The organism is Bariatricus sp. TF06-38A (assembly GCF_027690675.1).
Taxonomy (GTDB): Bacteria; Bacillota; Clostridia; order Lachnospirales; family Lachnospiraceae; genus Allocoprococcus; species Allocoprococcus comes.
In genome coordinates this window covers 1-24,510 of the sequence record NZ_JAQFCE010000024.1, presented here as the reverse complement: position 1 = coordinate 24,510, position 24,510 = coordinate 1, and the positions used below count along the sequence as shown (strand labels likewise).

Sequence of the window (24,510 nt, the reverse complement as noted above, 5' to 3'; positions counted from 1 at the left end):
GGGTTATTTCATTCCGGATACGAATGACACTTTAAAAATTTGATTCTTGTGAGGTTATGTATATGAAAGAAAAAATGATTTGTCGTGGGGATTTATTCTACTATGACTTTGGAGATAACAGTGGTTCAGTACAAAGCGGAGAACGTCCGGTGCTTGTCGTTCAGGCAGACGATTATAACCAGAATGCTCCAACGATTATTGTTGCAGCGGTTACAAGTGTAATCAAGAAAAGATATTTGCCATCACACATTATTCTCGGCGAGGAGTTTGGACTGAAGAAACCGTCAATGGTTCTTCTGGAGCAGATACGGACAGTCAATAGAGAGGATTTGCGTGAATACATAGGTACGGTAGATGACGATAAACTTTTCAGGCAGATAAACGCAACTTTGAAAAAGACTTTTGGACTTTGGGTTTACAAGCCGGAGGGGAAAGAAAATATTCGTTGTCTATGCCCGAAGTGCCTGAATGATTACATCCACAATCCGGACTATATTGTAAGGCGACTTGACCCATTTGCGAAGCGAAAAGACAGATGTGATAAGTGTGATGGGGATGGTTGGGATTATGTTGTTACCGACAGATATTCATCCAAGAAAGAAAAGAGGGGGAGCAATGACAGAAAATAAAATCATTATTCCTATCTGGAAGAAGTCCAATCTTACAGTAGAAGAAGCCGCAGCTTATTGTGGTATTGGCTCAAGAAAATTAAGAGAAATGTCCGACTCGGAGTTTTGCCCTTTTGTTCTTTGGAATGGAAGTAAGCGACTGATTAAAAGAAGAAAACTGGACGAATATCTTGATAATGCGTATTCGATATAGCTGATTTGTAAAGTGTGCGATGGGTCGGTTCGCATGATAGGCTCATCGCTCATTTTAAATTATCATAAGGGCAGAAAAAAACAAGGAGGTGCTTCCGTAATGGCAGATACAGAAAAGATTATCCGAAAAAAATATGATGTGCCGATATGGCATAAGTCTAATTTGACGATTGATGAAGCAGTTGAATATTCTGGCATAGGTAGAGAAAGACTGAGAAAACTAACAAGCCAAGAAGAATGCCCATTTGTTCTTCATATAGGAAATCGTCGAATGATTAAGAGGAGGATTTTTGATGAATACATTGAAAAACTTACTTTCCTTGAATGATGATGAACGCTTACTTGCCGAAGTAAGAACATATCAGGAAAAACTCATAAGCAATGCTGAAGAACCGATATGGGAAAGAAAGTGGCTGACAATCGAAGAAGCCGCAGCATATTCTGGTATAGGAAGAACGAAGTTGCGTGAGTTGTCTAATCAAGCAGGTTGTCCCTTTGCAATATGGATAGGCAATAAAATCCATATTGTGAGGGAACGACTGGACAAATATATAGATAAGCAGTTTAGAATTTAGGAGGATACAATGGCGACAAAAAGAAAAGATAAATCAAGGGTTGTTCTGAAAACCGGAGAGGTTCAGAGAAAAGACGGTACTTATCAATTTAGCTGGCAGGACAGCCAGATGAAAAGAAGATTTGTTTACGCAAGAACTTTAGATGACCTGAGAGAAAAAGAAAAGCGTATTCAGAAAGATAAATGTGATGGTATTAAGACCGAAGCACGATACACAACCATTGATGAATTATTTGACCTTTGGGCAAATATGAAAAGAGGGCTGAAGAATAATACCTTTGAAAATTACAAATATATGTACAATACTTTTGTGCGACCAGTGATTGGAAGTAAAAGAATATCAACGCTGAAGAAATCGGATATTAAGAAATACTACAATTATCTTGTTGATGAAAGAAATTTGAAGCCTTCAACGATTGATAATATACATACGGTTCTTCATCAGGTTTTACAGATTGCTGTCGATGATGACTTCATCAGAAATAACCCGTCAGATAATGTGTTGAGAGAATTGAAAAAAGCACATTGTTTTCAGTCGGAAAAGCGTAGAGCGTTGACGAAACTTGAGCAGGAGCTATTTCTGAATTTCATGAAAACCCACCCTGTATATGAACATTGGTATCCGGTCTTTGCAGTAATGATAGGAACTGGACTTCGTGTGGGGGAAGTAACTGGATTGAGATGGTGTGATATTGATATGGAAAGTGGAATGATTGATGTTAATCATACTCTTGTATATTATGACCACAGAACTGAGGGGAGTAAAAGTGGCTGTTATTTCAATGTAAATACAACGAAGACTCCGGCGAGTATGAGGCAGGTTCCAATGCTCGGTTTTGTGAAAGAAGCATTTGAACATGAGAAACAGAAGCAGGAAGATTTAGGACTTCATTGCGAGGTCACGATTGACGGATATACAGATTTTATTTTCATCAATCGTTTTGGTCAGGCACAGCACCAAGCCACACTCAACAAAGCAATACGAAGAATTATCCGTGATTGCAATGATGAGCAGTTTTTGCACAGTGATGAACCTGATGTATTACTTCCTCATTTTAGCTGTCACTCGCTTAGACATACATTTACAACAAGAATGTGTGAAGCTGGAGTAAATATAAAGGTCATTCAAGATGCACTCGGACATTCAGATATTTCAACTACACTGAACATCTATGCTGATGTTACAAAAGAAATGAAAGCGGAAGAGTTCAAAGGATTGGATAGCTACTTCAAAGTATAATATTGGATTTCACATACGGAAAGAGAACATACAGAGTGTTGTGTGTTCTTTTTTCTTGTTCTGAAGCAGGAAAAGATAAGGCAGCGTTACTTTGATGTGGATTGACATTGTAAATAAGAGAAGTTATAATTTCTTGTATATGAATATGCTCTTGCATATACTACTATCGCCCTACATCATTTACATCATATTTTACATCATTTGCCCGCAAAGTGACTCAAAGTAGAGCAAAAATATGAAGTATGGGGGATAATTGGAATATGGAGAATTTAATAGTATTAACACCAGCTTGGTCGAGTATGAAAGAACCACAAAAAGGGTCCCGACAATGAAGTCCCTCGGTGATGTAAATAAGAAAAATGATGTAAAAAATCAGGCTGCCGAAGAAATGAAAGCAGAGCCGGAAAAAATTGATTTCTCTAATGTAAAGATTGAGCCTTTATTTGAGGAAGAAGTTGATTTTGATACATTCAGCAAGTCAGATTTCAGAGCTGTAAAGGTTAAAGAGTGTGTTGCAGTACCAAAGTCAAAGAAACTCCTTCAGTTCACTCTTGATGATGGAACAGGCACAGATCGTACGATTTTAAGCGGTATACACGCTTATTACGAGCCGGAAGAACTGGTTGGTAAAACACTGATCGCCATCACAAACCTTCCACCAAGAAAGATGATGGGAATTGAGTCTTGCGGTATGTTATTATCAGCAGTAAATAATCTGAAAGACTCAGAAGATGAAGAACTGCATCTGATCATGGTTGATAACCACATTCCAGCAGGTGCAAAGCTCTATTAAGATGATGTATGGATGTACCGTTTCACTAAAATGACGGGATGTACTTCATTTGGTCAAAACCATATAAAACAGTGATTTACATCAAACTTACATCATTTGATGCAGAAATTTGTGTAGAGCAAGAAAAATCGCATATTTTTAATAATAAATGGGTAGTTCCGATTGGAATTGCCCATTTTTTACATCATATACCGATGTTTGCACAGAAGATGGATAACCGTTAAGATGTTTCTGTCGATACGATATTGTATGAGCTTAAAATCGGAGGAACAAGAAATGTATATGCGGCTGACACCGAGAGAAAAAGAGATGGCGGACATGTTTGAACAAATGAGCAAAGAAGAACAGGAAATTATGATTGAGCTTGCCAAAAGAATGAGGACGGAGGAACCTGAAAAATTATTAAAAGAAATAAAGCAGCGATTGAATATAGATGATGGTGTGTAATTGATAGCTGTATTGCCCTTTGAGAGAGGAAAATCCTTTTTCAAAGGGTTTTTTCTATTTTCAAAGGGGTTTCGCAAACTACAACATCAAGCAAAAACTTCCTATACTTTAAGCACAGAGGAAGTGGAGGTTTTGATATGAATAACAGTTTATCAGTAGTGCATCCGGAATTGATAGTTGAGTGGTCTAAGAAGAATCTGCCACTGACACCAGATGGTATTACATTCGGCTCTAACAAAGTCGTCTGGTGGAAAGGCAGCTGTGGGCATGAATGGCAGACCAGTGTTAAGGCAAGGTCAAAGGGCGAGAAATGCCCGATCTGCTCCGGGGCGAGAGCAGTCGCAGGAATTAACGATCTAAGTACATTGAAGCCGGGATTGGCTTCTGAGTGGTCCAAGAAGAATGAAATCAAACCGACAGAGGTAACCGTAGGTTCTCATAAGAATGTCATCTGGAAGTGCCGACTGGGGCATGAATGGACAGCATCGGTTAAGAGCAGGAGTATCAATGGTTCTGGTTGTCCATACTGTTCCCATAATAAGGTGCTTGTTGGATTTAATGACCTTGCGACAGTGGTTCCAAAAGTTGCAGACGAATGGTCAGAGAAAAATGAGAAGAAGCCAACGGAAGTTACTGCATTTGCTAATCGTAAAGCATGGTGGAAGTGCAGGACCTGTGGTTATGAATGGAATACGCTCATTTCCACACGATCAGGTGGAAGTAAGTGTCCTTGTTGCAGTGGCTATACCTTTATAAAAGGCAGGAATGATTTGAAAACAACACATCCGGAGATTGCTGAAGAATGGTCAGAAAAGAATTATCCGTTACAGCCTGATGAGGTCAATGCAAAGTCGAGAAAAAATGTGTGGTGGCATTGTAAGAAATGTGGCAATGAATGGAAGTCAGTCATCAATGCCCGAATAAAAGGAACTGTTTGTCCGGTATGTGCCGAAAGAGAAGTGCTTGCAGGATACAATGATCTGGCGACAACGGATAAAAATCTACTCAGTGACTGGGATTATGAACAGAACAGAATACAGCCGATAGAAGTATCACGAACTTCTGCTAAACGAGCATGGTGGAAATGCAGACACGGACATTCATGGAGTATGAAGATCAATGAACGGACAATTCTCGGAAAAGGTTGCAGGATATGTGAGCAGGAGTATTTATCAGTGTTTCCGGCTTTTGCCCTCAGTTATTATTCACATATGAAAGGATTGAAAATCGAACTCGGCTCAGACAGAGTTTTAGGGATACCGCTTGATACTTATATTCCATCTGAACAGGTGGCGATTGAAGTGAACAGCGGTTCAGAAGATATGGAAATCTTAAAAGAACATCTCTGTCAGCAAAGAGGAATTAAACGGATCAAGTTGCCTATGAAAACCAATGAAACAGAAATCGCTTATGCTCAGCGTATCAAAGCAGCCTTTCAAAGCGTACATATATTTATTACTTCCGATACGGAAGAAGATGTCGGGACTATCAGAAACGTATTTGAGAACTGGAGGAACAGCCAATGAGAGAAAAGAAATATCATATTTACTTAACAGCCGAAGAACAGAGCAGAGTTATTCAGTCACTTATCCGGCTGAAAAATGAGCTTCTCGAACAAGGCAGATATACTGACGCAGTGGATGATGTTCTCTGCAAGGTATTGGCAGCCAAGAAGAAGCATAATTTATTCATCTAATCAAATTGCCCAGAATATAAGAGGACCGCCTACACCGAAGTGCAAGCGGTCTTTTTTATGGGAATATTATCCATACAAACTGGAATTTATCTTTTCTTATATGTCACCACAACTCCAACCACCGAAGTCAAAAAAACAATCGGTGCGAGTCTTACAAACAAGAATTCAAACCCATGCAGTATTGTTCCTGCCACTGCCAACTCAGGATCATTGTAATTCCAATTCAAATAAAAACTATTCGTAGATGCAAGTGCGATAAATATTACCACTATAACCGCACACAATGAAATAGGAATCCATCGAATCGTTTTTACCTTTGTTATACTTCTTTTTGCAAGCTGCAAATTAATAACTTCTAATTTTTCAGAAAGAATCTTTAAATCATCGGTAGTCGGTTCTGCTACAGGTTCTCCAAGTAATTCACTTACAGTAGTATCCAGTTCATTCGCCAAAATAATCAGCATACTGGAATCTGGAACTGACAAACCGGTTTCCCTTAGTTAAAAATATTACTCTTGTTGATTACTCAACTTTTCCGATAAATCGGTAATATATCTCAATTTCCTGTATTCTTTCGTTATCCTCATTCGTTGTTGCTTCATGTATGAGGATTTTTTCTATCATGGCATTTAATAATGGTGCTGTCAGTTCCTTTGGTACGGAATATTCCTTGATTAACTCAATCCACTTTTCAGCACCTATCATATCCTGTTCCATTTTACTTAGTTCTTCTCTTAGGCTTGTTATCTGCTGTTCCAGTTCTATCTGTTCTTTTTGGTACTTGCTGGACAACATCACAAAATTTCGCTCTGTTATCTTCTCACAGGCTCTATCTTCATACATTTTCGCAAATAAACGGTCAATCTCATTTTGTCTGTTCTCGGCTTTCTTCAATGTACTTGCCTTTTTCTTCTTTTCCCGTATTCGCTCTGCATTGCCGACTTTCTGTATCTTGTTCAATACCTTTTCTTCGTCCTGCTGTACTGCCTTAGCCCAATACTGCAAGCGTTCCAATACGGCTTGATACAGCACATCATAACGAATGTAGTGCATAGAACAATTACCTTTGCCAAACTGCCCGTAGTAACTGCAAGCATAATAACTGTAAGGCGTTTTATTTGCCTTATTCGTTCCAAATCTCATAGACCAGCCACAATCCGCACACTTGACAAGCCCTGCAAAAATCGGCGTTGCCTTTTCCTTTGTCTGTCTGCGTCTTGATTTTATCTGCTCCTGCACACGATAGAACACTTCCTTGTCAATAATCGGCTCGTGAGTGTTTTCTACTCGAAACCATTCACTTTCGGGTTTACGCACTTTCTTTTTACTCTTGAACGATACCGTAGACTGCATATTGTGAACACTGTTTCCGATATAAACCTCACTTTTCAATATCGCCTTGACATGAGCAATCGTCCACTCATAACGCTTACTTTCGGGTTTTCCCTCAAAGATATGTGCAAAAGTACCGTATCTTGTAAAATTTAGCCATGACGCTGTCGGAACTTTTTCTGCTCTTAACTGCTTTGTGATTTTTGCACTTCCGTAACCTTGATAGGCTAGGGAAAAGATTTTTTCAATAATCCATTTTGTTTCATCATCAATCAACAGTTTTCCTTTGATGTCAGGGTGTTTCTTATATCCTAACGGAGCATAAGCACTGTAATGAGCCCCCTCCGCAAACTTTGTCTTAAATGCTGATTTGACTTTACGGCTTGTATCTCTTGCCACCCATTCATTGATGATGTTCTTAAATGGTGCAATCTCACTTTCGCCTTTTTCGCTGTCTACACCGTCATCAATCGCTATGTAGCGGACATTATGACTAGGGAAATACAATTCTGTATATTGTCCTGTCATAATATAATTTCTGCCAAGACGGGAAAGGTCTTTCGTTACAACACAGTTGATTTTTCCTGCCTCTATATCCTCAATCATTCTTTGAAAACTCGGTCTGTCAAAATTTGTTCCCGACCAGCCGTCATCAATATATTCATCAATGACATTCAAATGATGTTCTTTTGCATATAAACGCAACATACTTCTCTGTGTGGTAATGCTGGAACTTTCGCCCTGTAATTCATCATCTCGGCTTAACCTAAGATAAAGTGCAGTATTGTAAATCTGTTGTTTCATTGTCAGTTATCCTCCTTTATAACTAACCCGTGTTTACAATACCTGCTTGCAAGTAAAGTATAACACGGGTACTTTTTGTCATTCAATCTATTTCTTACAACTGCACTGATTTTATGCGATTGTCTGCTTTGCTTTTTCCAGCATGACATCAGTTAGAAGTTCTTCCATTGTTTTGCCCTTTTCGGAAAAATGCTCTTTTACTACAATCTTTGTCTTTCCTCTGTTGCCAATGCCACACTTGCCATTTTTCTTTTGAATTGTTTTTACAGCATTATCAATAACACATACCCCCTTTCTGTAAAATCTTTCTAAGCAATTCAACGGCTTTTGTCATAGCCCACAGGAGTTCCACCTCTGCATAGTTCTTATGTAGCCGTACCCATTGCGTGCGACGCTCTGAACGCTCAAGCTGTGGCTGTACGGGAGTATCATTATCTGACAGTACAGGTCATGGCGATAAAAGAGGACAAATCTTTTATAAGAACACAAATAGGTTTTCGCTCGCTCTTGCAGGGGAAAGGTCGTGGCGTATTTGTTTCAACGGCTCGCTGTCTGTCAAACGTATTGAATTGCTTTATTCAGTTGTCAAAGAACAAGAAAGAAGAAAATCATCTTTCCTATATACCGCGTTGGAAAAGAGGGGAAACGTAACCAAAATCCAAAACTTTTTCCGTTATTAGTACAAATGGAACGGTTCATTTTGGCAATCAACGGTTGATTTTCTCCTTTTTCACTACTATCTGTACAGCAAACGTCCATTTGCTAAGTTGAAATGGAAAAATTTTAACTTCTTTTCTTGCACCATATAGGGATAGACATTGTCATTTTGCTAAGTTAATGACGAAAAAAGATTATTTTTCTTTTCACACCCTAACTACCCAAACCATACCGTTACTGCCAACAATAGAATGAAATATTTTCTTTGCACCATATAGGGAACGGAAACCTTAAATTGTTAAGTTTAGAATAAAGTATTTTCCTCTTTTCACATCAACACTCAACTGCTAATGCCTGTTTGAATACAAAATGATGATGCTTTTCTTCTTTTCATAGAACACTGTCCACTAATCACGAATTTCCGTCATTTTTTCAAAACTTTTTTCTTCTTTCACTTCATATAGGGACAGCAAGCCCCGATTTAATGACCTATTTTCAAAAAAAGTTTAGATTTCCTTTTCTCGCACCATATCTGTACGCAAGTAGCCGTTTTGTTGCAGATTTAATAAAAAATTTATTTTTCTTCTTTCACTTCACATAGGGAATGAAAACAGCTCTTTGCTGACTAAATCTGAAATTTTTCAATTACATTAAAAAATACCGTCATTCTCTTGTGGAACAGCGGTATCTATACGTTCTTCTATGGTTGATTTCTCTAATTGTAATAAATGTTTATGCTTGTCTTTAAGTTCTGCCTGCTCAATCATATCTTTCAGTATCGTTGTATGATTTTCTCTGTCTAATGCCTGTACCATTTTTATTGTTGGTGCAACTTGTCTTTGTAGCCAATGCAACGCTTTTTGTAAAGTGTAAGGCTCTGGCTTTGTGGTTAAGCGTATCGGCTCTCTGTTTTCCCCTACAAACCATGCCCAATCATCATTTGTTATCCATTGACTTTTTGGCTTGTCGTCCTCTCTGTCAACAAAGCGGACATAATGATTGATGATAGAAAAAGCGGTGCGTTCAGCGTCCCGATAGGTCAGTAAATCTACAACCGCATAATAGGCTCGTTCATTCTTCATGCGTATTTCAAAACGGTTCTTAATCTCCGTATCTTCAATTTCTGTGCCATTCTTGACATACTGCTCATAATTTTTCTGATAAGCACACATATATAATTCGCTACTTGTTGAACCGAGATATAAGGTTTCTCCTGTATTCTTTGGTAAATCGCTACCGCATTTTTCTGTACCGCTGTAATCTTTCTGCATACGAAAATAGGAAACACATTCGCCAGCCTTGTATTTTTCCTTTAACTTTGGAATATCCAATATTCCTGCTCGGTCATTGATAGCCAAATCAAGCCGTTTCATCACACCACCAGCCGTCATACAATCCAGCATGAAGTCATACCATGAGCGTTCCTGTGCCAGCAGATAACATTCCATTTGCCGACAGCCTTTGCCTTTCAGTTCCAATAAAACACCTAAATGCTCCTGCATGGAACACATGATATTGATGTCGCCAAGTACATATTTGCTTTCATATCCGTATTTTCCATAATCTTCATAAAGCATATAATCAGATTTCAGTTGTAATACATCACGGATAATCGCCAATGCGTCCGTAGTAGGAAAGCGGACACGAAAGTAATCAATCAATAAGAATAGTGGTTCTTGCGGATTGAAACGCTCAATCTGTTTTTCTATGACTTCTCTTAATTCGTCATTCAATGGCTGTTTCCCTTTTTCAATGCGGTTGTAATATTCACGGCTGATACCACAGGCAACAGCAAGCCTTGTTTGTGTTACTCCGTATTCCTCACGCTTTTGTCTTAGTTCTTCAATAAAGTTTTTATCATTCATTCTAAAATTCCTCCAATCAAAAAAGCAACTACCGTATTTGATAATTGCCTATACTTAAATTTCTGCAAAAGAAAAAGACAATCAATTTCTCGTTTGAAATCAACTGTCTTTCCTATGTCTTGTTCAATTTTCCCAAGTGATAATGGCATAATTTATATCACACCATGTAAAATGCAGTTTCGCCTTGTAAATACAGCGTTTTCCGCTTGTTAATGTATATTGACTCTTGTTTTTTGTGCCCCCCTTGTTAGATAACGGGGGCTTTATGGCTCGCTGACGCTCGCCCCACCGTCAGAGTGAACCAGCCGTTTGCCAGCAAAACTGGCATGGCTTGATGTCTTACGACCGCCACCACGTCTGGATCACTCCGGCGGTGTTGCTGTCTTGCCTACCATTTCCTCATTTTCCGTGTACTTATATCCAACACCTCTGACAATGACGATATAGCGTGGTCTGTCCGGCTCCGGCTCAATCTTCTTTCTTAATTTTCGTATGAATGAAGTCAGATTATTAGGGTCTTCCAGATAGTCATATCCCCATACATTTTCATAAATCTGTTCTTTGGTAAAAACCTGCTCCTTATGAGAAATGAGAAAATAAAGTAAATCAAACTCTTTTGCTGTAAGCTGTATGATATTGCCTGTTTTGTTTGATACAGTACGAGTAAAAGGATTGATTATAAAATCTGTCCTGTCTTGTTGTATATAAGCAGGAGTGGTACATATCTTTTTCGATAGCCATTCAACTGTTTGCTGGAAATAATGTTCTTCATTATCCCAAAATTCTGCTACTAATATCTTCCCATAGTATCACCTGCGCTTTTAAAGATTATTTTTCAAATATCAAATCAATTCTTCTAAAACCGCCATGTGCATCTATTAAAGTAGGAATAAAACCAACATAGGAATATCCCTCTTTAGCATATTTGTTGATTATTTCTTTTGGTTCAGAAGCAGAATGGAATAGCACACCTTTTGCCTCAAATTTCACTTCTACATACTTATATTCTTTCATAGTCATCAATACCGCCTTTCAATTATCTAAATGTTTTTCTAATTTCTTCTAATTCTTCTTCGTTTTCAACCCAATTTTCTGCATATCCACATGAACAACAAACATAACGTATTACAGGGATTTTCCCAAATAGCGTATAAGTGCTTGTGTAAATATTATTTCCGCTGGCATGGCGGTTAGGGTTATCTGGAATACGAACAATATCGGTTGAGCCACATTTAGGACATGATTTAGTATTTTTCATTTATATTCTCCTCACAACAGCAATTATTTTTTGTTACGTTTGATAAAAAACCAATATGCAAATACAATCAAGGCAAGAACACATAAAATACTATCCATGAAATCACCCACTTTATATACCTTTCTTTTTATCCTCTTTTTTCTTTTTGCGTTCCTTATATATCTTATTCCTTAAAGGAATACCACCGCACAGCAGTAGTACAACAGCCAATATTGTAAAGTCCATATAATTGCTCCTTTTTAAAATTCTTTTTTGTTCATAATTGACAAACTGATTTTCATTGAAACCAATAACATCAACAAAGCGATAATAATTGCAATAGCGATAAGAACTCCCATGCTTACAGTTGGCATATTATCTAACAGACTAACTAAATCAATATTGAAAATGGCTTCTGCTCCTTTCACGATAACGAGAGTGATTACTGCCAGACCGCCAAATGCACCAATCATAGCAATTCTTCCTTTATCTCCACCGAATTTTAGCTGAAAAGGAAGCATGATTGCTTGAACGACAATCATAATAGGTAAAATCATCAATGAACTCTGTACTAAGTCTGTAATAGGTAATGTATCTTTCAATACAGTTGTAATTATTCCTAAAACAGTTGCCAAAACCCAAGCCATACACCCCAATAATAGACCAAGAAAGTATTTTTCACTCACATAATGATTACGTGTAATAGGTAATGTAAACAGAAACGCATTTCCATTATCAAAATCATCATAACTGATTGTGCTTACTGTAAAAAGTGATACAATGAAACTCAGAAAACCTAATGGGAATATCACATCATCAGTAAATATCATCATTCCGATTACAATCGCCAAAATGAGCAACAGAAAATCTTTCTGTAACATCATCAATTTCAAATCTTTTACGAATAAGCCTTTCATTGTTCTGTCCCCCTTATCATCATGGTAATGACTTCATCTATTGTACCTTTTTCAATGGCAATTTTAGGATAATTCTCCATATAATACTGTTTCTGATTTGTCAGACAGCTATATCCATATGTTTCTTTTTTGGAACGCAATATAAACTGTTTATCCAGCTTGCTGTATTGTTCTGCGTCTACTTTTAATAAAGCATAGTCACTAAGAAGAACGTCCGTATCTTCATGCAGAATAATTTTTCCGTCATGTATCATATAAAGGTCATCACATAGCGACTCCAAATCACTGGATATATGAGAGCTGATTAAAATGGAGCGTTCTTCATCTTTTTCCAGAAATTCTCTTAACATTTCAAGCAATTCGTCTCTTGCGATTACATCTAAACCTGCTGTCGGTTCGTCCAGTATCAGCAGTTTTGCATTGTGTGAAATTGCAACCAGCACTTTTAATTTTGCTTTCATTCCTGTTGAAAATTCTTTTATCTGTTTATTCATAGGTAGTTGAAATTTCTGTACCTGTTCTATAAATAGTGATTTGTCGAATTTTGAGTACATATTCTGCAATATAGGGATAATATCTTTTATCTTCAGATACCCACTAAAACCAGAATCCGACAATACTACACCCAATTCCTCTTTATCTTTTGCTGTGAAGTCTTTTCTGTCCTTTCCAAGTATGGTAATATTTCCGCCGTCAGTTGAAATCAAACCTAATATCGCCTTAAATGTTGTGCTTTTTCCAGCACCGTTTTGTCCAATCAAGCCTGTTACACATCCAGACATAAGCTCTAATGAACAATCAAGAGAAAAATTATCATAATGCTTTTTCAAGTGTTCAATTTTTAACATACATCAACCCTCCAATATCAGCTCAAATAAACTTTTTATATCTTCATCACTAATACCACATCGTCTGCCTTTTTGGATAGCCTGCTCCAAATCCGCTTCCAATTCTTTTTTCTGTTCTTCCAAAAGCAGTTCTGTATTTGTAGCCGCTACATAAGTGCCTTTTCCATGTACTGTAACCGTAAAACCCTCACTTTCCAAATTGTCGTAAGCTTTTTTTACAGTTAAAGCACTTATTTTTAGTTCCTTAGAAAGTGTACGGACAGATGGAAGATTGTCGTTTTCCTTTAGTTCCCCGTTGCGTATGAGCATTTTAATCTGGTCAACAATCTGTTCATATATGGGAACCATTAGGGAAGTATTGATTATAATTTTCATTCTTTATATCCTTCCTTCTTTTCTTGATAACAGTATATAACAGTCACAAACTGTTGTCAAGTGTTATATAGTGTTTATTTTAAATTTTCTTTTGAAATTAAAAACATGCAAATCAATATAGAAATGCATGTTAAAAAATATAGTATTCTATTGTAATTCCTTTAACGCAAGCAGGTGTTTCATGGATTGTTTCTAATATCCTTTTGTTGGGGAAACTCCATTCTCCCATTTTGATACTGTCTGTCTTACTACGTTCAGTTTAATTGCCAGTTCTTCTTGCGACAGCCCTTTTGACTTTCTAATTCTTTTGATATTTTCATTTAGCATAATCTCTGCCTCCTTGTTTTTGATAGCTCAATTCTATATTCAATAGAGCCGTTGCCACAAGCAATACATATTAACATCCGCTTATTCACGGGCTTTTCACAGACAAATCTCGATTTTTCGTTCTCTGCGACTTCCCAATAAATGGGAATTTAACGTTCTCTTTTATGTCTATCAATAAGCAACAAAACAAACATAATAAGCCATATCCCCCATGCGATCCAACAGCCTATTCCTTGATATTGGATATCTATGATTATTCCAATAATAAAAGGAACTGACATAAACATCATTCTTTTTCCATATGCCTTACACATAGCATTCTCATCGTATTTCTTTCGTTCATCCGCTGATTTCATATTATAACCCGACAAGAATTTAGTAGCTTTTCCTTCTGATTTATAAAACCACATTCCAAACAAAAACATAATCACTGCCATCATAAAGTCAAAAACAATATAGAACATATAATACAATTTCTCCTTTCAGCCAATCACTCTTATCTCTTTGAATTTTCTACATTACTCTTCAGCTTTGACAAAACATAGCAAATCAGTATATCCTGACTGCATAAGTAATTGCTTAAAACCAGACATCACTTCTTCTTTTGTATAATTATTATTTTTCAAAAACTCACTATCCTTCTCACTAAGGTATTGGTAGAAAAGAGCTGTTGCCATTACCTCATTTCTGTCTGTATAATCAATGCTATCTAAAAGTATATTCTCTGCTTCGTTAATTTCCCCAGAATCAATCATATCAAGAAAATTTTTCAAATTTTTCCCTGATACTTCATATTTATTTTCTTTTTCAAGTTCAACAGAAACATACTTTTTCCCAAACATTAAAGAAAATAATACTCTTACCATTTCTTTTATCATTCGCATAATATAGTCTTTTTCGTCTGTGAAATACATTTTTCACCTCCATAACTACCGATTTTACTTTGTAACTATGACTTTTCCTTCTGAATCCAGAAGAGGTGTAATAGCCGCTCCATATCCAGATTTCCAACAAAGATAGTTAACCCCAGTCTCCTTATCTACAAGGATTTGGCGAACTCCTTCATCCTTAAGCTGACTTCCGTCTCTAAATGTAACTTCAAATCTTTCTTCTTTCTTTGCCATGTTTATTTCTCCTTTTTTCAAGCGTTAAATTTAAATTTTCCTGTTATACAAACTAGAAATTGGCTATTTCGTTGCAACAATACTTATCCAATGATTTTTTGTATTTGAATACGTTTTTATCTCTGTAAAACCTGCTTCTTTCAAAGCAGCAATGAGTTGATCAGAGGTGTAAATCTTCATACCATCAATCAACTTTAAATTCTAATTTGTTTCTATCTTTATTTCTTAATTATACACGGGATTTGAAGCTTTTTCTACTTATCTATTGTTCTAAAATCTCTCTCAAAAAAATAATAAAAAAAATTTATAAAAAATAGGGTGTCAAAAGCCTGAGCAATTCCAATCAACAAAAATGGAACGCCTTCCTTTGAAATTTAAAACTGAATATACAGGTCACTAAGACGTTAATTCTGATGATAGCCACCTTATCGGGTACGCCATAACTTTTGTGGATGCAGAACAGCGAGAACTCCCGGTATGAGTGTCAGGTTGCTCCTGACATGGCGATGACAGTCAGAAAGATAATGATACTTCTCTAAGGAGCTGGCGGAGTACCCGGCAGAGGTTAGAATCCTATGATACAGATCAGCAGTCTGTTCCTTAGTGGCTTCCCATGAGCGATACGCTCGGCAAGGGGTGTTGAGAACAAATGTTGCCACGACCGTTTAGGAAATGAAATGGTCAGGTACATAGTCATTCTACAATGGCTATGAATATTCAGGAAAGGAGGACGCAAGAAGTGTCAAACTGCAAAACGATTGCCATCTGCAATCAGAAAGGCGGAGTAGGAAAGACCACCACTTCGGTCAATCTCGGAATCGGTCTTGCAATGCAGGGAAAGAAAGTATTACTTGTTGATGCAGACCCACAGGGAGATTTAACCACTTGTCTGGGGTGGCAGTATACGGACAGTCTGGGTATCACGCTTCGTATTTGTAACAGCTTTGCTGATTTCAGTGGAAAGCCGAGTTCTGATAATGATATTCAATTGATGGTTTATTTCATACGGGAATAAATCTTCATCAAATCTTTATTTTTTTCTGTTAGGTTATATTTCAGTAAGAAATGAAATATAGAAGGAAGGATAGTAAAGATGGAAATGATGTTACAGACACAAAATCTATGTAAATATTTTAGAAAACAGAAAGCGGTAAATAATGTTTCACTTAATATCGAAAAGGGACAGATTTATGGACTGCTTGGACCGAATGGCGCTGGTAAATCTACCACATTGAAAATGCTGACCGGTATGATGAAACCAACTGCAGGAAAGATTTACTTTGATGGAAAACTTTTGGATAGGAAAGATTTATCAAAAATAGGAGCGTTAATTGAAAATCCGCCTATTTATGAAAATCTTTCCGCCAGAGAGAATTTGAAGGTAAGACAATTATTGCTTGGTACAGATGAAAACAGAATTGATGAGGTCTTGCAGATTGTATCACTTACAAACACCGGAAAGAAGAAAGCAGGACAGTTTTCTTTGGGGATGAAGCAAAGACTAGGCATTGCAATGGCATTGCTTGGAGAACCGGAACTTTTGATATTGGATGAACCTACGAATGGATTAGATCCAATAGGCATCGAGGAATTACGAGAGCTGATCCGGTCTTTTCCGGAACAGGGAATCACTGTAATTCTCTCCAGTCATATTCTCTCAGAGGTACAGTTACTTGCAGATAAAGTCGGGATTATTTCAGGTGGAATCTTAGGATACGAAGGAGCATTAAAGCAGGGAGATAATCTTGAAGATTTGTTTATGAATGTGGTAAGAAAAAACCAGAAAGCAGGTGAAATCCATGGTTAATATTATAAAAGCAGAACATCAAAAAGCCAAAAGAACCATGCGAAAAAAGTTTATCTGGGGATTTCCTCTTCTTACATTTGTCATGGCATTTATATTTACTCTTGGGATGACAAATGCTTATGCAGAAAGTGTTTGGAACTGGTGGTATACACTTTTGCTGCCGGGGATGATTGCTCTATTTTGTTATCTTTCTGTGGCGCAGGAGAAAAAGATAAAATACTATCATTTAATGACTATTCCCACAGACAGAAGAAAATTGTTGCTGGGGAAAATTATTTATATTGGGTACATGATTTTGTTTTCTAATGTGATTGTGTTTGCAGGAGCAACGCTTGGAGGCTTTCTTCTAACGACACATGTTCCAGTTGGAGGAGCGTTGATTGCAGTATTGTTTCTGACGGTTTCTGAGTTATGGGAGATTCCGGTAGCTTTATTTTTAAGTGAACGATTTGGAATGATTGTAAACCTGTTCGTCTGCCTATTTATTACCGTCAGCGGTGTGGTAATATCACAAACCAGAATCTGGTATGTACTTGTTTCTGCAATCCCTATGCGGATGATGTGCCCGTTGCTTCATGTTTTACCAAATGGACTTGCCGCAGAAGCAGGGAATCCTCTTTTGGATAAGGGAGTCATTGTTCCGGGAATGTGTCTCTCAATCATCTGGTTTGTTTTTGTAACGGTTCTGTTTTTGAAATGGTTTGAGAGAAGAGAGGTGAAATAAGATGATTGGAAGATCTCTTAATGCAGACTTGCGAAAGATGAAAGGAACATCTGTGATTCTGGCACACTTACTGATTCCGATTATAACCAGCGTTATATTTTTAATATATTACTTTTTTTCACCATGGAATGAAAATATGAAAGTGATTGCATTTTATCAGGCAATAGGAGCAGGACTTCCGGTACTTATTGGAATTTTTACAGCAAGTGTGATGGAACAGGAACAAAATGCAGGTGATTTTCAAAATCTGTTGTCTTTACCGGATAAACCTGCAGCATTTTTATCGAAACTGTTGATGCTACTGGTTTTGTGTCTGTGCTCTATCCTATTGACAGCAATCATATTCGGAATTGGATTTGGAAGAATCGCATCAAGCGATATCGAAATCATGAAAGGATGTATATTTGCAGCATTGCTGCTGTGGGGAAGCAGTGTTCCACTTTATCTGTGGCAGCTGATTCTGGCTTTTCAGTTTGGAAAAGGGGTATCCATTGGAGCAGGGATTATATCAGGACTAATTAGTGCATTGATGCTTACCGGACTTGGAGATTATGTGTGGAAATATGTATTTGTCTGCTGGACGGGTAGAGTACCATATACTTATCTGCAATCTGTATTGGGAGAAACTAGTGTAGGTGAATGGTTGTCATTCATACCAGGTTGCTTAATATTTACAGGGATTAGTATGGTATACTATTTTTGGTGGGTAAACCACTGGGAAGGAAATAGAATATCGGAATAGAATCGAGGGAAACTATGGCAAAAATACTGGCAGTTGATGATGAACCGGCAATTCTGGAAATGATAGAAAGCATTTTGAATAAGGATGGACATCTGGTTACCAAAGTAAGTAATCCACTGAAACTTAATATGGAAGAATTACATCGTTATGACCTGATTTTACTGGACATTATGATGCCTGGAATTGATGGCTTCGAATTATGCAAAAGAATCAGGGCACTTGTGGATTGTCCGATTTTGTTTCTTACGGCAAAAACGGAGGAAAACAGTCTGGTAAACGGACTTTCTTTAGGAGCAGATGATTATATTTCAAAGCCATTTGGAGTGATGGAACTTCGGGCAAGGATCAATGCACATCTTAGAAGAGAGCACAGGGAACATTCTGTCCGGATGGTTTTGGGGAGGGTCTGTATTCAAATATCTCAAAAGAAACTATTGGTTGATGATAAGGAACTTCCTCTTACGAAAGCGGAGTACGAAATCTGTGAATTTCTGGCTAAAAACAGAGGACAGGTTTTCTCGAAGGAACAGATTTTAGAAGAGGTCTTTGGTTTTGACAGTGAGAGTAATGACAGTACCATTATCACGCATATCAAAAATATAAGAGCAAAATTTGCGGATTATGATTATACACCGATAAAAACAGTCTGGGGGATTGGATATAAATGGGAAGAGTAAAGAGAAGCAATGCACTTAGCTGGATTTTTATGAGATATGTACTGGTCATGCTTGGATCATTAGTAGGTTTGGTGATTGTTGCTTGGCTGCTGCTGTACCTTTTGATTAGTGTGGGCTGTATCTATCCGGCGAATTATGCAGAGCAAAAGATTAATGAAGCATATGATACGATTTTACGTGCGGATAAAGTAACTGCTGAGATGATTCCTGCACTTTGTGATTATGTAATCTTTTCAGAGAATGGAGAGAAAATAGGTGGAGATCTGTCAGAACAATACGAACAGATAGCATGGAATGTTGCAAAGTACGGAAACGCATCCGGGAAATATTTTTATAAAGTAATTGTAAGGGAAAATGAATATGTTGTATTGCAATATCGCCTGACACCTCAATATCATTCAGCTTTTTTGAGGGAGCATTTTATAGGACCACAGAATGTGATGAGTATTATGTCAGTGATTGGAGCGGTAGCGATTATCATCATTCCGTCCATACGTTTTGGAAAAAGAATCAAAAAGCAGATGCAGCCTGTGTTAGATGCCATCGATCAAATAAAGAATCAGAACCTGGAGTATGAGACATCTGGTTCCGGTATCAAAGAGTTTGATGATTGTTTATCGGCAATCGATGATATGCGAGATGCATTGCGGGAATCCTTAGAAAAGCAATGGAAAACAGAGCAGGAAAAGAACCAGCAGATGTCTGCTTTGGCGCATGATATTAAAACACCTCTTACGATTGTAAGGGGAAATGCAGAACTACTTTCAGAGACTGAACTGACCACGGAACAGAAAAATAATATTACCTATGTTTTAAACGGTACAACACAGATACAAAGTTATGTCCAGCAGTTGATAGATGTCACAAAATCATGGAATTGCAGTGATGTTACCTATACAACGGTGATGTTAGAAGATTTTTTTACAGATATAAAGGAACAGGCACTCGGACTGGTAGAAATCTATCACCAGAAAATAGATTGGAAGGCGGGACAAAGTGATAAAAAGGTAACGATTGCTTATGATCCAATGTTCCGGGCCGTAATGAATATGATTCAGAATGCAGTGGAGCATACAAAAGAAAATGGAATCATTTATATTGACGCAAAGGAGCAGGATGGCCGGCTGACATTCATTGTGGAGGATAGCGGATCAGGATTTACAAAAGAAGCATTATTGCATGGCACAGAGCAGTTTTTTATGGATGACACAAGTAGAAATGGCGAAGCCCATTATGGGATGGGACTATTTTTTGCAAAAACTGTGGCTGAAAAATATGGTGGAGGTATTAAACTTTCAAATTCTGAAAATACAGGTGGGGCGAGGGTAGAAATATTTTTCCTGAGTAGTCAAGAAACAAGCTAAATACACCGCAATTAAGCTATGTAAAAGAAATTTTACATGCTTTTATCTAATATGTAAAAGCCTTTTGATAGACATTACTACTACGTTTGCTGTAATCTCATGGAAGAAGGAGGCATACAGAATTATGATAGCTGATAAAATTAAAAATGCTCGTACTATTCTTTATTACATAACTATCATTATAGTTGTTCTCAAGTGTGGAGAAGCGTGAAAAGCAGATGAAGATGGATTCAGCGGTGGATGATATACGCAGAAGATTTGGATTTTACAGTATCCAGAGAGGGCTCATGTACCGGGACAGGATTCTGTCGGCAGTCAATGCAAAAGAAGAACACACAGTACAGTTGTTACGGACACACTGATCACGGGAAAGAAACGGGTGCGGATTTATTATTAAGTGCTTTTGAGATATTGATAAAATATGTGAAGAAAAATAAGCAGATAAATGGATTTAATATAAAAATCGGAAGTTGGAGGATATAAGCATGAAAATTGTAATCATTAATGGAAGTGCCAGAAAAGGAAACACGCTGACAGCAATCAATGCATTTATAAAAGGAGCATCAGAAAAGAATGAAATTGAAATCATTGAACCTGACAAACTCAACATTGCACCATGCAAGGGATGTGGTGTCTGTCAATGCTCTAAGGGATGCGTCGATAAGGATGATACAAATCCTACAATTGATAAAATTGCTGCCGCAGATATGATTCTTTTTGCTACACCAGTTTATTGGTGGGGAATGTCAGCACAATTGAAACTTATCATTGATAAGTGCTACTGCCGTGGATTGCAGTTAAAAAATAAAAAAGTTGGCACGATTGTTGTAGGCGGTTCTCCCGTAGACAGTATCCAGTATGAGCTGATTGATAAGCAGTTTGACTGTATGGCAAAATATCTTTCATGGGATATGCTTTTCAAAAAATCATATTACGCAACAGCCAGAGATGAACTTGAAAAAAACAAGGATTCCATGAACGAACTTGAGGGGATCGGAAAAAATTTATAAAGCACGTTCCAAATTCCAGTTTGCCAACTTGCCCTTTGAGAGAGGAGAAATCCTTTTCTCAAAGGGCTTTTTCTATTTATACAGATATTCGCAAACTACAAGATAAAGCTAAAACTTCATATACTCTAATCACAGAGGAAGTGGAGGTTTTGATATGAGTAACAGTTTAGCAGAAGTACACCCGGAGCTTGTTTCGGAGTGGTCGGAGAAGAACTTACCGCTTACACCTGATGACATTACTTTCGGTTCAAATAAAAAAGTATGGTGGAAAGGTGCTTGTGGTCACGAATGGAAGACAAGCGTTAAGGCTCGTTCCAATGGAGAGAAATGCCCGATATGTTCCGGTGCGAGAGTGATTGCAGGGATTAACGATTTGGCAACATTAGAGCCGCTACTGGAAAAGCAGTGGTCGGAAAAGAATAAGATAAAACCGACAGAAGTTTCTATTGGTTCTCATAAGAAAGTGATTTGGAGATGTGAGAAAGGACACGAGTGGGAAGCTGCCGTTAAGAGCAGGACAATAAATAAAACGGGTTGCCCGTATTGCTCTCATAATAAAGTGTTGGCAGGATTTAATGACCTTGCAATGCTTCTGCCGGATATAGCTACCGAGTGGTCGGACAGAAATTATCCGTTACTTCCAACTCAGGTTACGGTCTTTGCCAATCGAAAGGCTTGGTGGAAGTGTAAGGATTGTGGCAGAGAATGGAACACCCTTGCGTGGACGGTGCAAACTGGTTTAAGTCAAACGGGAAATGGCAAAGCCGCACTTATGAACCAAAGACGGGAGATATTATCTTCTTCGATTGGGAGGGCGACGGTACAACAGACCACGTTGGTATCGTAGAGAAATGCGAGAATGGCACAGTTTATACCGTAGAGGGTAACTCAAGCGATGCCTGCAAGCAAAGACAGTACACAGTCGGAAGTAGCAATATTTATGGATACGGTATTCCGGCATATTAAAAATTCCAGACGGTGTCTGGAAAATCGAAAAGATGGCTGCTCAGTTGAGTAGCCATCGGGTACATTAAAGAGATTGCTTTTTTCAAATATAACAAGTATAATGAACATACCAAAGGTATGTAAGAAAGGATGGAAAATATGAGAAGAGATCCAGAAAAAACATATGAAAAAATATTAGAAGTTTCAAGTAAGTTATTTTTTGAAAAAGGATATGAAAACACATCTTTGCAGGATATTGTAAATAATTTGGATGGATTAACTAAGGGAGCGGTGTATCATCACTTTTCATCAAAAGATGATATATTGGATGCTATAGAGGATAAACTATTAGTAGAGAATAATCCGTTTAAAAAGGTATTAGTATATTCTGAATTAACAGGTATTGAGTTGATAAAAAAGGCTTTTTTGTTAGGAATAGAAGATCAAGAGCAGCAATATTATAACAAAATAAGTATGAAAATTTGGCGCCAAAGTGAAAAGATTCAAAGTCCTAAGATGATTGCAAAAATGATTGAAATTAATAAAAATATTTTGGCACCTGATTTATGCAAAATAGTAGAAAAGGGTATTAAGGATGGATCTGTAGATACAAAATATCCGATGGAGATTTCGGAACAAATATTATTACAAATAAATATAGGTTTGTTACTCGCGATTTCTGATATTACAGAGAAAGAATTAACAGGAAAAATAGAATTTATTTCAGAATGGACAAAAAATATGGGAGTAGATTTTTTAGATAAAGAATTAAAAGAGAAATTGAAACACGTCTTTATGGAATATTGTGAATAAAATGGGAATTTCCCCATTTTATTTTTTGAACATAACATACCATCGGTATGTAAAGGAGAAAAATGAATACATATTATTTATATTTAATAGGACAGACAAACTCGCTGGTAATTAATCAAATGCTAAAATTTGCGTTATATATGTACATTTTAGATAATACAGGTTCATCAGTTATATATTCGAATATCATAGCATTTTCTATGCTACCAATAATTTTCTTTAGTCCAATTGCTGGCTGGATCTGTGATTATGTGAAAAAGAAAAAATTAATAGTTATGTTAGACTTTACATCAGGCATAATACTTAGCTTGTTTTTCCTTTTATCTAATAAAGTAATAGCAATTTGCATCATTTTATTTATATTAGGGATATTAGGGACGTTAGAAACACCAGCTACTCAGACGGCAGTACCACTAATTACAGATGATTTAAATAAAACTAATACAGAAATAGCACAGATATCGTCTATTTCAGCAATATTAGCACCAATTCTAGGTGGAGTTATATATAATACATTTTCCATAAATAAGATTATTATTTTTTCTATAATTGGTTTTGGGATTACCGCTTTTTTGGAAAGTTTAATAAAAATGAAAAATGAACAATGCATAAGGGATAGTGCAATATTGGGAATAAAACAGGGAATAAAGTATTTGTTTGTGGAAGAAAAAGAAATTCTTAAATTAGTGTTGTATGCAGGCGTAATTTCCTGTGAAATAACAGGGCTGCTTACAATTGCATTTCCATATATCATAAGAAATACGTTACAGTATAGTACAACAGTCTATGGATATGCAGAAGGAAGCCTGGGAATAGTTGCAATCGGTGCAACTTTTTATTATTCTTTTACAAGAAGAAAGTGGGATAGTAATAAAACAAATAATCTTGTTATTGGAATAGGCGGGTGCGTTATGATAACGGGAATTATTTTGTGGATGTGTCAAACAAGGAATGTAATATTTATTACTATTTTAGTGCTATGTAGCATAATTCAGTTTAATATTAATATTTTTTCAATAGTATGTTTATCTGATATTATGAGAAAAACAAAAGAAGAATATATGGGAAGAATTATGGGATTTGTATCGATGATAACCAATCTGTTTCAACCGATAAGCCAGATTATTTATGGGAGAGGGTTAGAATATACAATATCAGGGTTCGGAAAATTTCTTATTGTGATAGCAGTAAGTATTCTGGGAATTTCTTTATATAGAAAAAATGTAATAAAGAGAGACAAAAAACAGTTGATTTAGAAGTTAACTGTTTTTGAAAGGCCGTTTTTGCTATATCTAACAGTCTGTTGTACAAAGAAGATTTTGCATGGATGAAAAAAACAAACCTTGTTGAGGTTAAATTGAGATTGACTTT

The 24,510-nt window shown here is 37.0% G+C and carries 31 protein-coding genes and 5 pseudogenes; 21 read left to right on the top strand and 15 right to left on the bottom strand.

The window, feature by feature from the left end; genetic code table 11:
- Positions 1 to 62: 62 nt before the first annotated feature.
- The 9 genes from PG418_RS15170 to PG418_RS15130 all read left to right on the top strand — a co-directional run bounded on the left by PG418_RS15170 (position 63) and on the right by PG418_RS15130 (position 5,571).
- On the top strand, positions 63 to 629 hold the full coding sequence (locus PG418_RS15170; RefSeq protein WP_015530049.1) for a type II toxin-antitoxin system PemK/MazF family toxin: 567 nt from the start codon (positions 63 to 65) through the stop codon (positions 627 to 629).
- Positions 616 to 822 (top strand): excisionase, encoded by a 207-nt coding sequence (locus tag PG418_RS15165; RefSeq protein WP_002594704.1) that lies wholly within the window; start codon positions 616 to 618, stop codon positions 820 to 822. Before PG418_RS15170 ends, PG418_RS15165 begins: the two co-directional genes overlap by 14 nt.
- A 99-nt stretch (positions 823 to 921) precedes the next feature.
- Entirely contained in the window at positions 922 to 1,149 is a 228-nt protein-coding gene (locus tag PG418_RS15160; RefSeq protein WP_002594705.1) for an excisionase, read from the top strand.
- Positions 1,115 to 1,396, top strand: coding sequence for an excisionase (locus tag PG418_RS15155; RefSeq protein WP_023920548.1), 282 nt, complete (start codon positions 1,115 to 1,117; stop codon positions 1,394 to 1,396). Before PG418_RS15160 ends, PG418_RS15155 begins: the two co-directional genes overlap by 35 nt.
- A 9-nt stretch (positions 1,397 to 1,405) precedes the next feature.
- Positions 1,406 to 2,635 (top strand): site-specific integrase, encoded by a 1,230-nt coding sequence (locus PG418_RS15150; RefSeq protein ID WP_173776408.1) that lies wholly within the window; start codon positions 1,406 to 1,408, stop codon positions 2,633 to 2,635.
- A 328-nt stretch (positions 2,636 to 2,963) separates the two neighbouring features.
- Positions 2,964 to 3,428, top strand: a complete 465-nt coding sequence (locus tag PG418_RS15145) for a hypothetical protein (RefSeq protein WP_055215903.1) — start codon at positions 2,964 to 2,966, stop codon at positions 3,426 to 3,428.
- 276 nt (positions 3,429 to 3,704) lie between these two features.
- Positions 3,705 to 3,875 carry a hypothetical protein gene (locus PG418_RS15140; protein ID WP_154477473.1) on the top strand — a complete coding sequence of 57 codons (171 nt, stop codon included), beginning with the start codon at positions 3,705 to 3,707 and terminating at the stop codon, positions 3,873 to 3,875.
- A 137-nt stretch (positions 3,876 to 4,012) separates the two neighbouring features.
- Positions 4,013 to 5,401: a zinc-ribbon domain-containing protein gene (locus tag PG418_RS15135; RefSeq protein ID WP_498837633.1), complete on the top strand. Its 1,389-nt coding sequence runs from the start codon at positions 4,013 to 4,015 to the stop codon at positions 5,399 to 5,401.
- Positions 5,398 to 5,571, top strand: a complete 174-nt coding sequence (locus PG418_RS15130) for a hypothetical protein (RefSeq protein ID WP_023920558.1) — start codon at positions 5,398 to 5,400, stop codon at positions 5,569 to 5,571. Before PG418_RS15135 ends, PG418_RS15130 begins: the two co-directional genes overlap by 4 nt.
- 86 nt (positions 5,572 to 5,657) lie before the next feature.
- Here the strand turns inward: PG418_RS15130 and PG418_RS15125 are convergent, their stop codons facing one another.
- The 15 genes and pseudogenes from PG418_RS15125 to PG418_RS15055 all read right to left on the bottom strand — a co-directional run.
- Positions 5,658 to 6,056, bottom strand: a complete 399-nt coding sequence (locus PG418_RS15125; RefSeq protein WP_498837632.1) for a helix-turn-helix domain-containing protein — start codon at positions 6,054 to 6,056, stop codon at positions 5,658 to 5,660.
- A gap of 37 nt (positions 6,057 to 6,093) precedes the next feature.
- Positions 6,094 to 7,707 carry a recombinase family protein gene (locus PG418_RS15120; RefSeq protein ID WP_009243663.1) on the bottom strand — a complete coding sequence of 538 codons (1,614 nt, stop codon included), beginning with the start codon at positions 7,705 to 7,707 and terminating at the stop codon, positions 6,094 to 6,096.
- 111 nt (positions 7,708 to 7,818) lie between these two features.
- A complete protein-coding gene (locus PG418_RS15115) occupies positions 7,819 to 8,028 on the bottom strand; it encodes a hypothetical protein (RefSeq protein WP_002303258.1) in 210 nt (69 codons plus the stop codon).
- A 986-nt stretch (positions 8,029 to 9,014) separates the two neighbouring features.
- A complete protein-coding gene (locus PG418_RS15110) occupies positions 9,015 to 10,229 on the bottom strand; it encodes an XRE family transcriptional regulator (RefSeq protein ID WP_009243662.1) in 1,215 nt (404 codons plus the stop codon).
- Between the two features lie 362 nt (positions 10,230 to 10,591).
- Entirely contained in the window at positions 10,592 to 10,861 is a 270-nt protein-coding gene (locus tag PG418_RS15105) for a winged helix-turn-helix domain-containing protein (protein ID WP_270636073.1), read from the bottom strand.
- 196 nt (positions 10,862 to 11,057) lie between these two features.
- Positions 11,058 to 11,243 carry a DUF4177 domain-containing protein gene (locus PG418_RS15100; RefSeq protein ID WP_044929481.1) on the bottom strand — a complete coding sequence of 62 codons (186 nt, stop codon included), beginning with the start codon at positions 11,241 to 11,243 and terminating at the stop codon, positions 11,058 to 11,060.
- 22 nt (positions 11,244 to 11,265) lie between these two features.
- On the bottom strand, positions 11,266 to 11,487 hold the full coding sequence (locus PG418_RS15095) for a hypothetical protein (protein ID WP_009320125.1): 222 nt from the start codon (positions 11,485 to 11,487) through the stop codon (positions 11,266 to 11,268).
- Positions 11,488 to 11,726: 239 nt separating this feature from the next.
- The gene (locus PG418_RS15090) at positions 11,727 to 12,383 is read right to left on the bottom strand and encodes an ABC-2 transporter permease (protein WP_118427722.1); all 657 of its coding nucleotides are present in this window, start codon (positions 12,381 to 12,383) and stop codon (positions 11,727 to 11,729) included.
- Positions 12,380 to 13,231, bottom strand: coding sequence for an ATP-binding cassette domain-containing protein (locus PG418_RS15085; RefSeq protein WP_004611556.1), 852 nt, complete (start codon positions 13,229 to 13,231; stop codon positions 12,380 to 12,382). Before PG418_RS15085 ends, PG418_RS15090 begins: the two co-directional genes overlap by 4 nt.
- A 3-nt stretch (positions 13,232 to 13,234) precedes the next feature.
- Positions 13,235 to 13,606: a GntR family transcriptional regulator gene (locus PG418_RS15080; RefSeq protein WP_004611555.1), complete on the bottom strand. Its 372-nt coding sequence runs from the start codon at positions 13,604 to 13,606 to the stop codon at positions 13,235 to 13,237.
- Positions 13,607 to 13,816: 210 nt separating this feature from the next.
- A pseudogene (locus PG418_RS15075) lies at positions 13,817 to 13,933 on the bottom strand (helix-turn-helix transcriptional regulator); the annotation flags it as partial.
- Between the two features lie 149 nt (positions 13,934 to 14,082).
- Entirely contained in the window at positions 14,083 to 14,397 is a 315-nt protein-coding gene (locus tag PG418_RS15070; RefSeq protein ID WP_005342838.1) for a DUF3784 domain-containing protein, read from the bottom strand.
- 54 nt (positions 14,398 to 14,451) lie between these two features.
- Positions 14,452 to 14,847 (bottom strand): DUF6483 family protein, encoded by a 396-nt coding sequence (locus PG418_RS15065; protein WP_498837631.1) that lies wholly within the window; start codon positions 14,845 to 14,847, stop codon positions 14,452 to 14,454.
- Positions 14,848 to 14,871: 24 nt separating this feature from the next.
- On the bottom strand, positions 14,872 to 15,057 hold the full coding sequence (locus PG418_RS15060; RefSeq protein WP_005342831.1) for a DUF6440 family protein: 186 nt from the start codon (positions 15,055 to 15,057) through the stop codon (positions 14,872 to 14,874).
- Positions 15,058 to 15,120: 63 nt separating this feature from the next.
- Positions 15,121 to 15,252, bottom strand: a pseudogene (locus tag PG418_RS15055) (class I SAM-dependent methyltransferase); the annotation flags it as partial.
- Between the two features lie 544 nt (positions 15,253 to 15,796).
- On the opposite strand from PG418_RS15055, the pseudogene PG418_RS15050 reads away from it, so the two are divergent.
- From PG418_RS15050 to PG418_RS14995, 12 genes and pseudogenes are all read left to right on the top strand, one after another.
- Positions 15,797 to 15,985, top strand: a pseudogene (locus PG418_RS15050) (ParA family protein); the annotation flags it as partial.
- Positions 15,986 to 16,150: 165 nt separating this feature from the next.
- Positions 16,151 to 16,864: a lantibiotic protection ABC transporter ATP-binding protein gene (locus PG418_RS15045; protein WP_005609481.1), complete on the top strand. Its 714-nt coding sequence runs from the start codon at positions 16,151 to 16,153 to the stop codon at positions 16,862 to 16,864.
- Positions 16,857 to 17,588, top strand: a complete 732-nt coding sequence (locus PG418_RS15040; RefSeq protein WP_211134008.1) for a lantibiotic immunity ABC transporter MutE/EpiE family permease subunit — start codon at positions 16,857 to 16,859, stop codon at positions 17,586 to 17,588. The genes PG418_RS15045 and PG418_RS15040 overlap by 8 nt, the downstream gene beginning before the upstream one ends.
- A 1-nt stretch (position 17,589) precedes the next feature.
- The gene (locus tag PG418_RS15035) at positions 17,590 to 18,330 is read left to right on the top strand and encodes a lantibiotic immunity ABC transporter MutG family permease subunit (RefSeq protein WP_005330844.1); all 741 of its coding nucleotides are present in this window, start codon (positions 17,590 to 17,592) and stop codon (positions 18,328 to 18,330) included.
- Positions 18,331 to 18,344: 14 nt separating this feature from the next.
- The gene (locus tag PG418_RS15030; RefSeq protein ID WP_008370149.1) at positions 18,345 to 19,007 is read left to right on the top strand and encodes a response regulator transcription factor; all 663 of its coding nucleotides are present in this window, start codon (positions 18,345 to 18,347) and stop codon (positions 19,005 to 19,007) included.
- Positions 18,995 to 20,371: a sensor histidine kinase gene (locus PG418_RS15025; RefSeq protein ID WP_498837630.1), complete on the top strand. Its 1,377-nt coding sequence runs from the start codon at positions 18,995 to 18,997 to the stop codon at positions 20,369 to 20,371. The genes PG418_RS15030 and PG418_RS15025 overlap by 13 nt, the downstream gene beginning before the upstream one ends.
- A 218-nt stretch (positions 20,372 to 20,589) precedes the next feature.
- The gene (locus PG418_RS15020) at positions 20,590 to 20,733 is read left to right on the top strand and encodes a hypothetical protein (RefSeq protein ID WP_173690791.1); all 144 of its coding nucleotides are present in this window, start codon (positions 20,590 to 20,592) and stop codon (positions 20,731 to 20,733) included.
- A gap of 123 nt (positions 20,734 to 20,856) precedes the next feature.
- Complete coding sequence (locus tag PG418_RS15015) at positions 20,857 to 21,381, top strand: flavodoxin family protein (RefSeq protein WP_008119059.1); 525 nt, start codon at positions 20,857 to 20,859, stop codon at positions 21,379 to 21,381.
- A gap of 154 nt (positions 21,382 to 21,535) precedes the next feature.
- Positions 21,536 to 22,084, top strand: a pseudogene (locus tag PG418_RS15010) (zinc-ribbon domain-containing protein); the annotation flags it as partial.
- A gap of 14 nt (positions 22,085 to 22,098) precedes the next feature.
- Positions 22,099 to 22,347 (top strand): annotated as a pseudogene (locus PG418_RS15005) (CHAP domain-containing protein); the annotation flags it as partial.
- 138 nt (positions 22,348 to 22,485) lie between these two features.
- Positions 22,486 to 23,139: a TetR/AcrR family transcriptional regulator gene (locus tag PG418_RS15000; protein WP_055158537.1), complete on the top strand. Its 654-nt coding sequence runs from the start codon at positions 22,486 to 22,488 to the stop codon at positions 23,137 to 23,139.
- 62 nt (positions 23,140 to 23,201) lie between these two features.
- Complete coding sequence (locus tag PG418_RS14995) at positions 23,202 to 24,395, top strand: MFS transporter (RefSeq protein WP_342999229.1); 1,194 nt, start codon at positions 23,202 to 23,204, stop codon at positions 24,393 to 24,395.
- Positions 24,396 to 24,510: the final 115 nt, after the last annotated feature.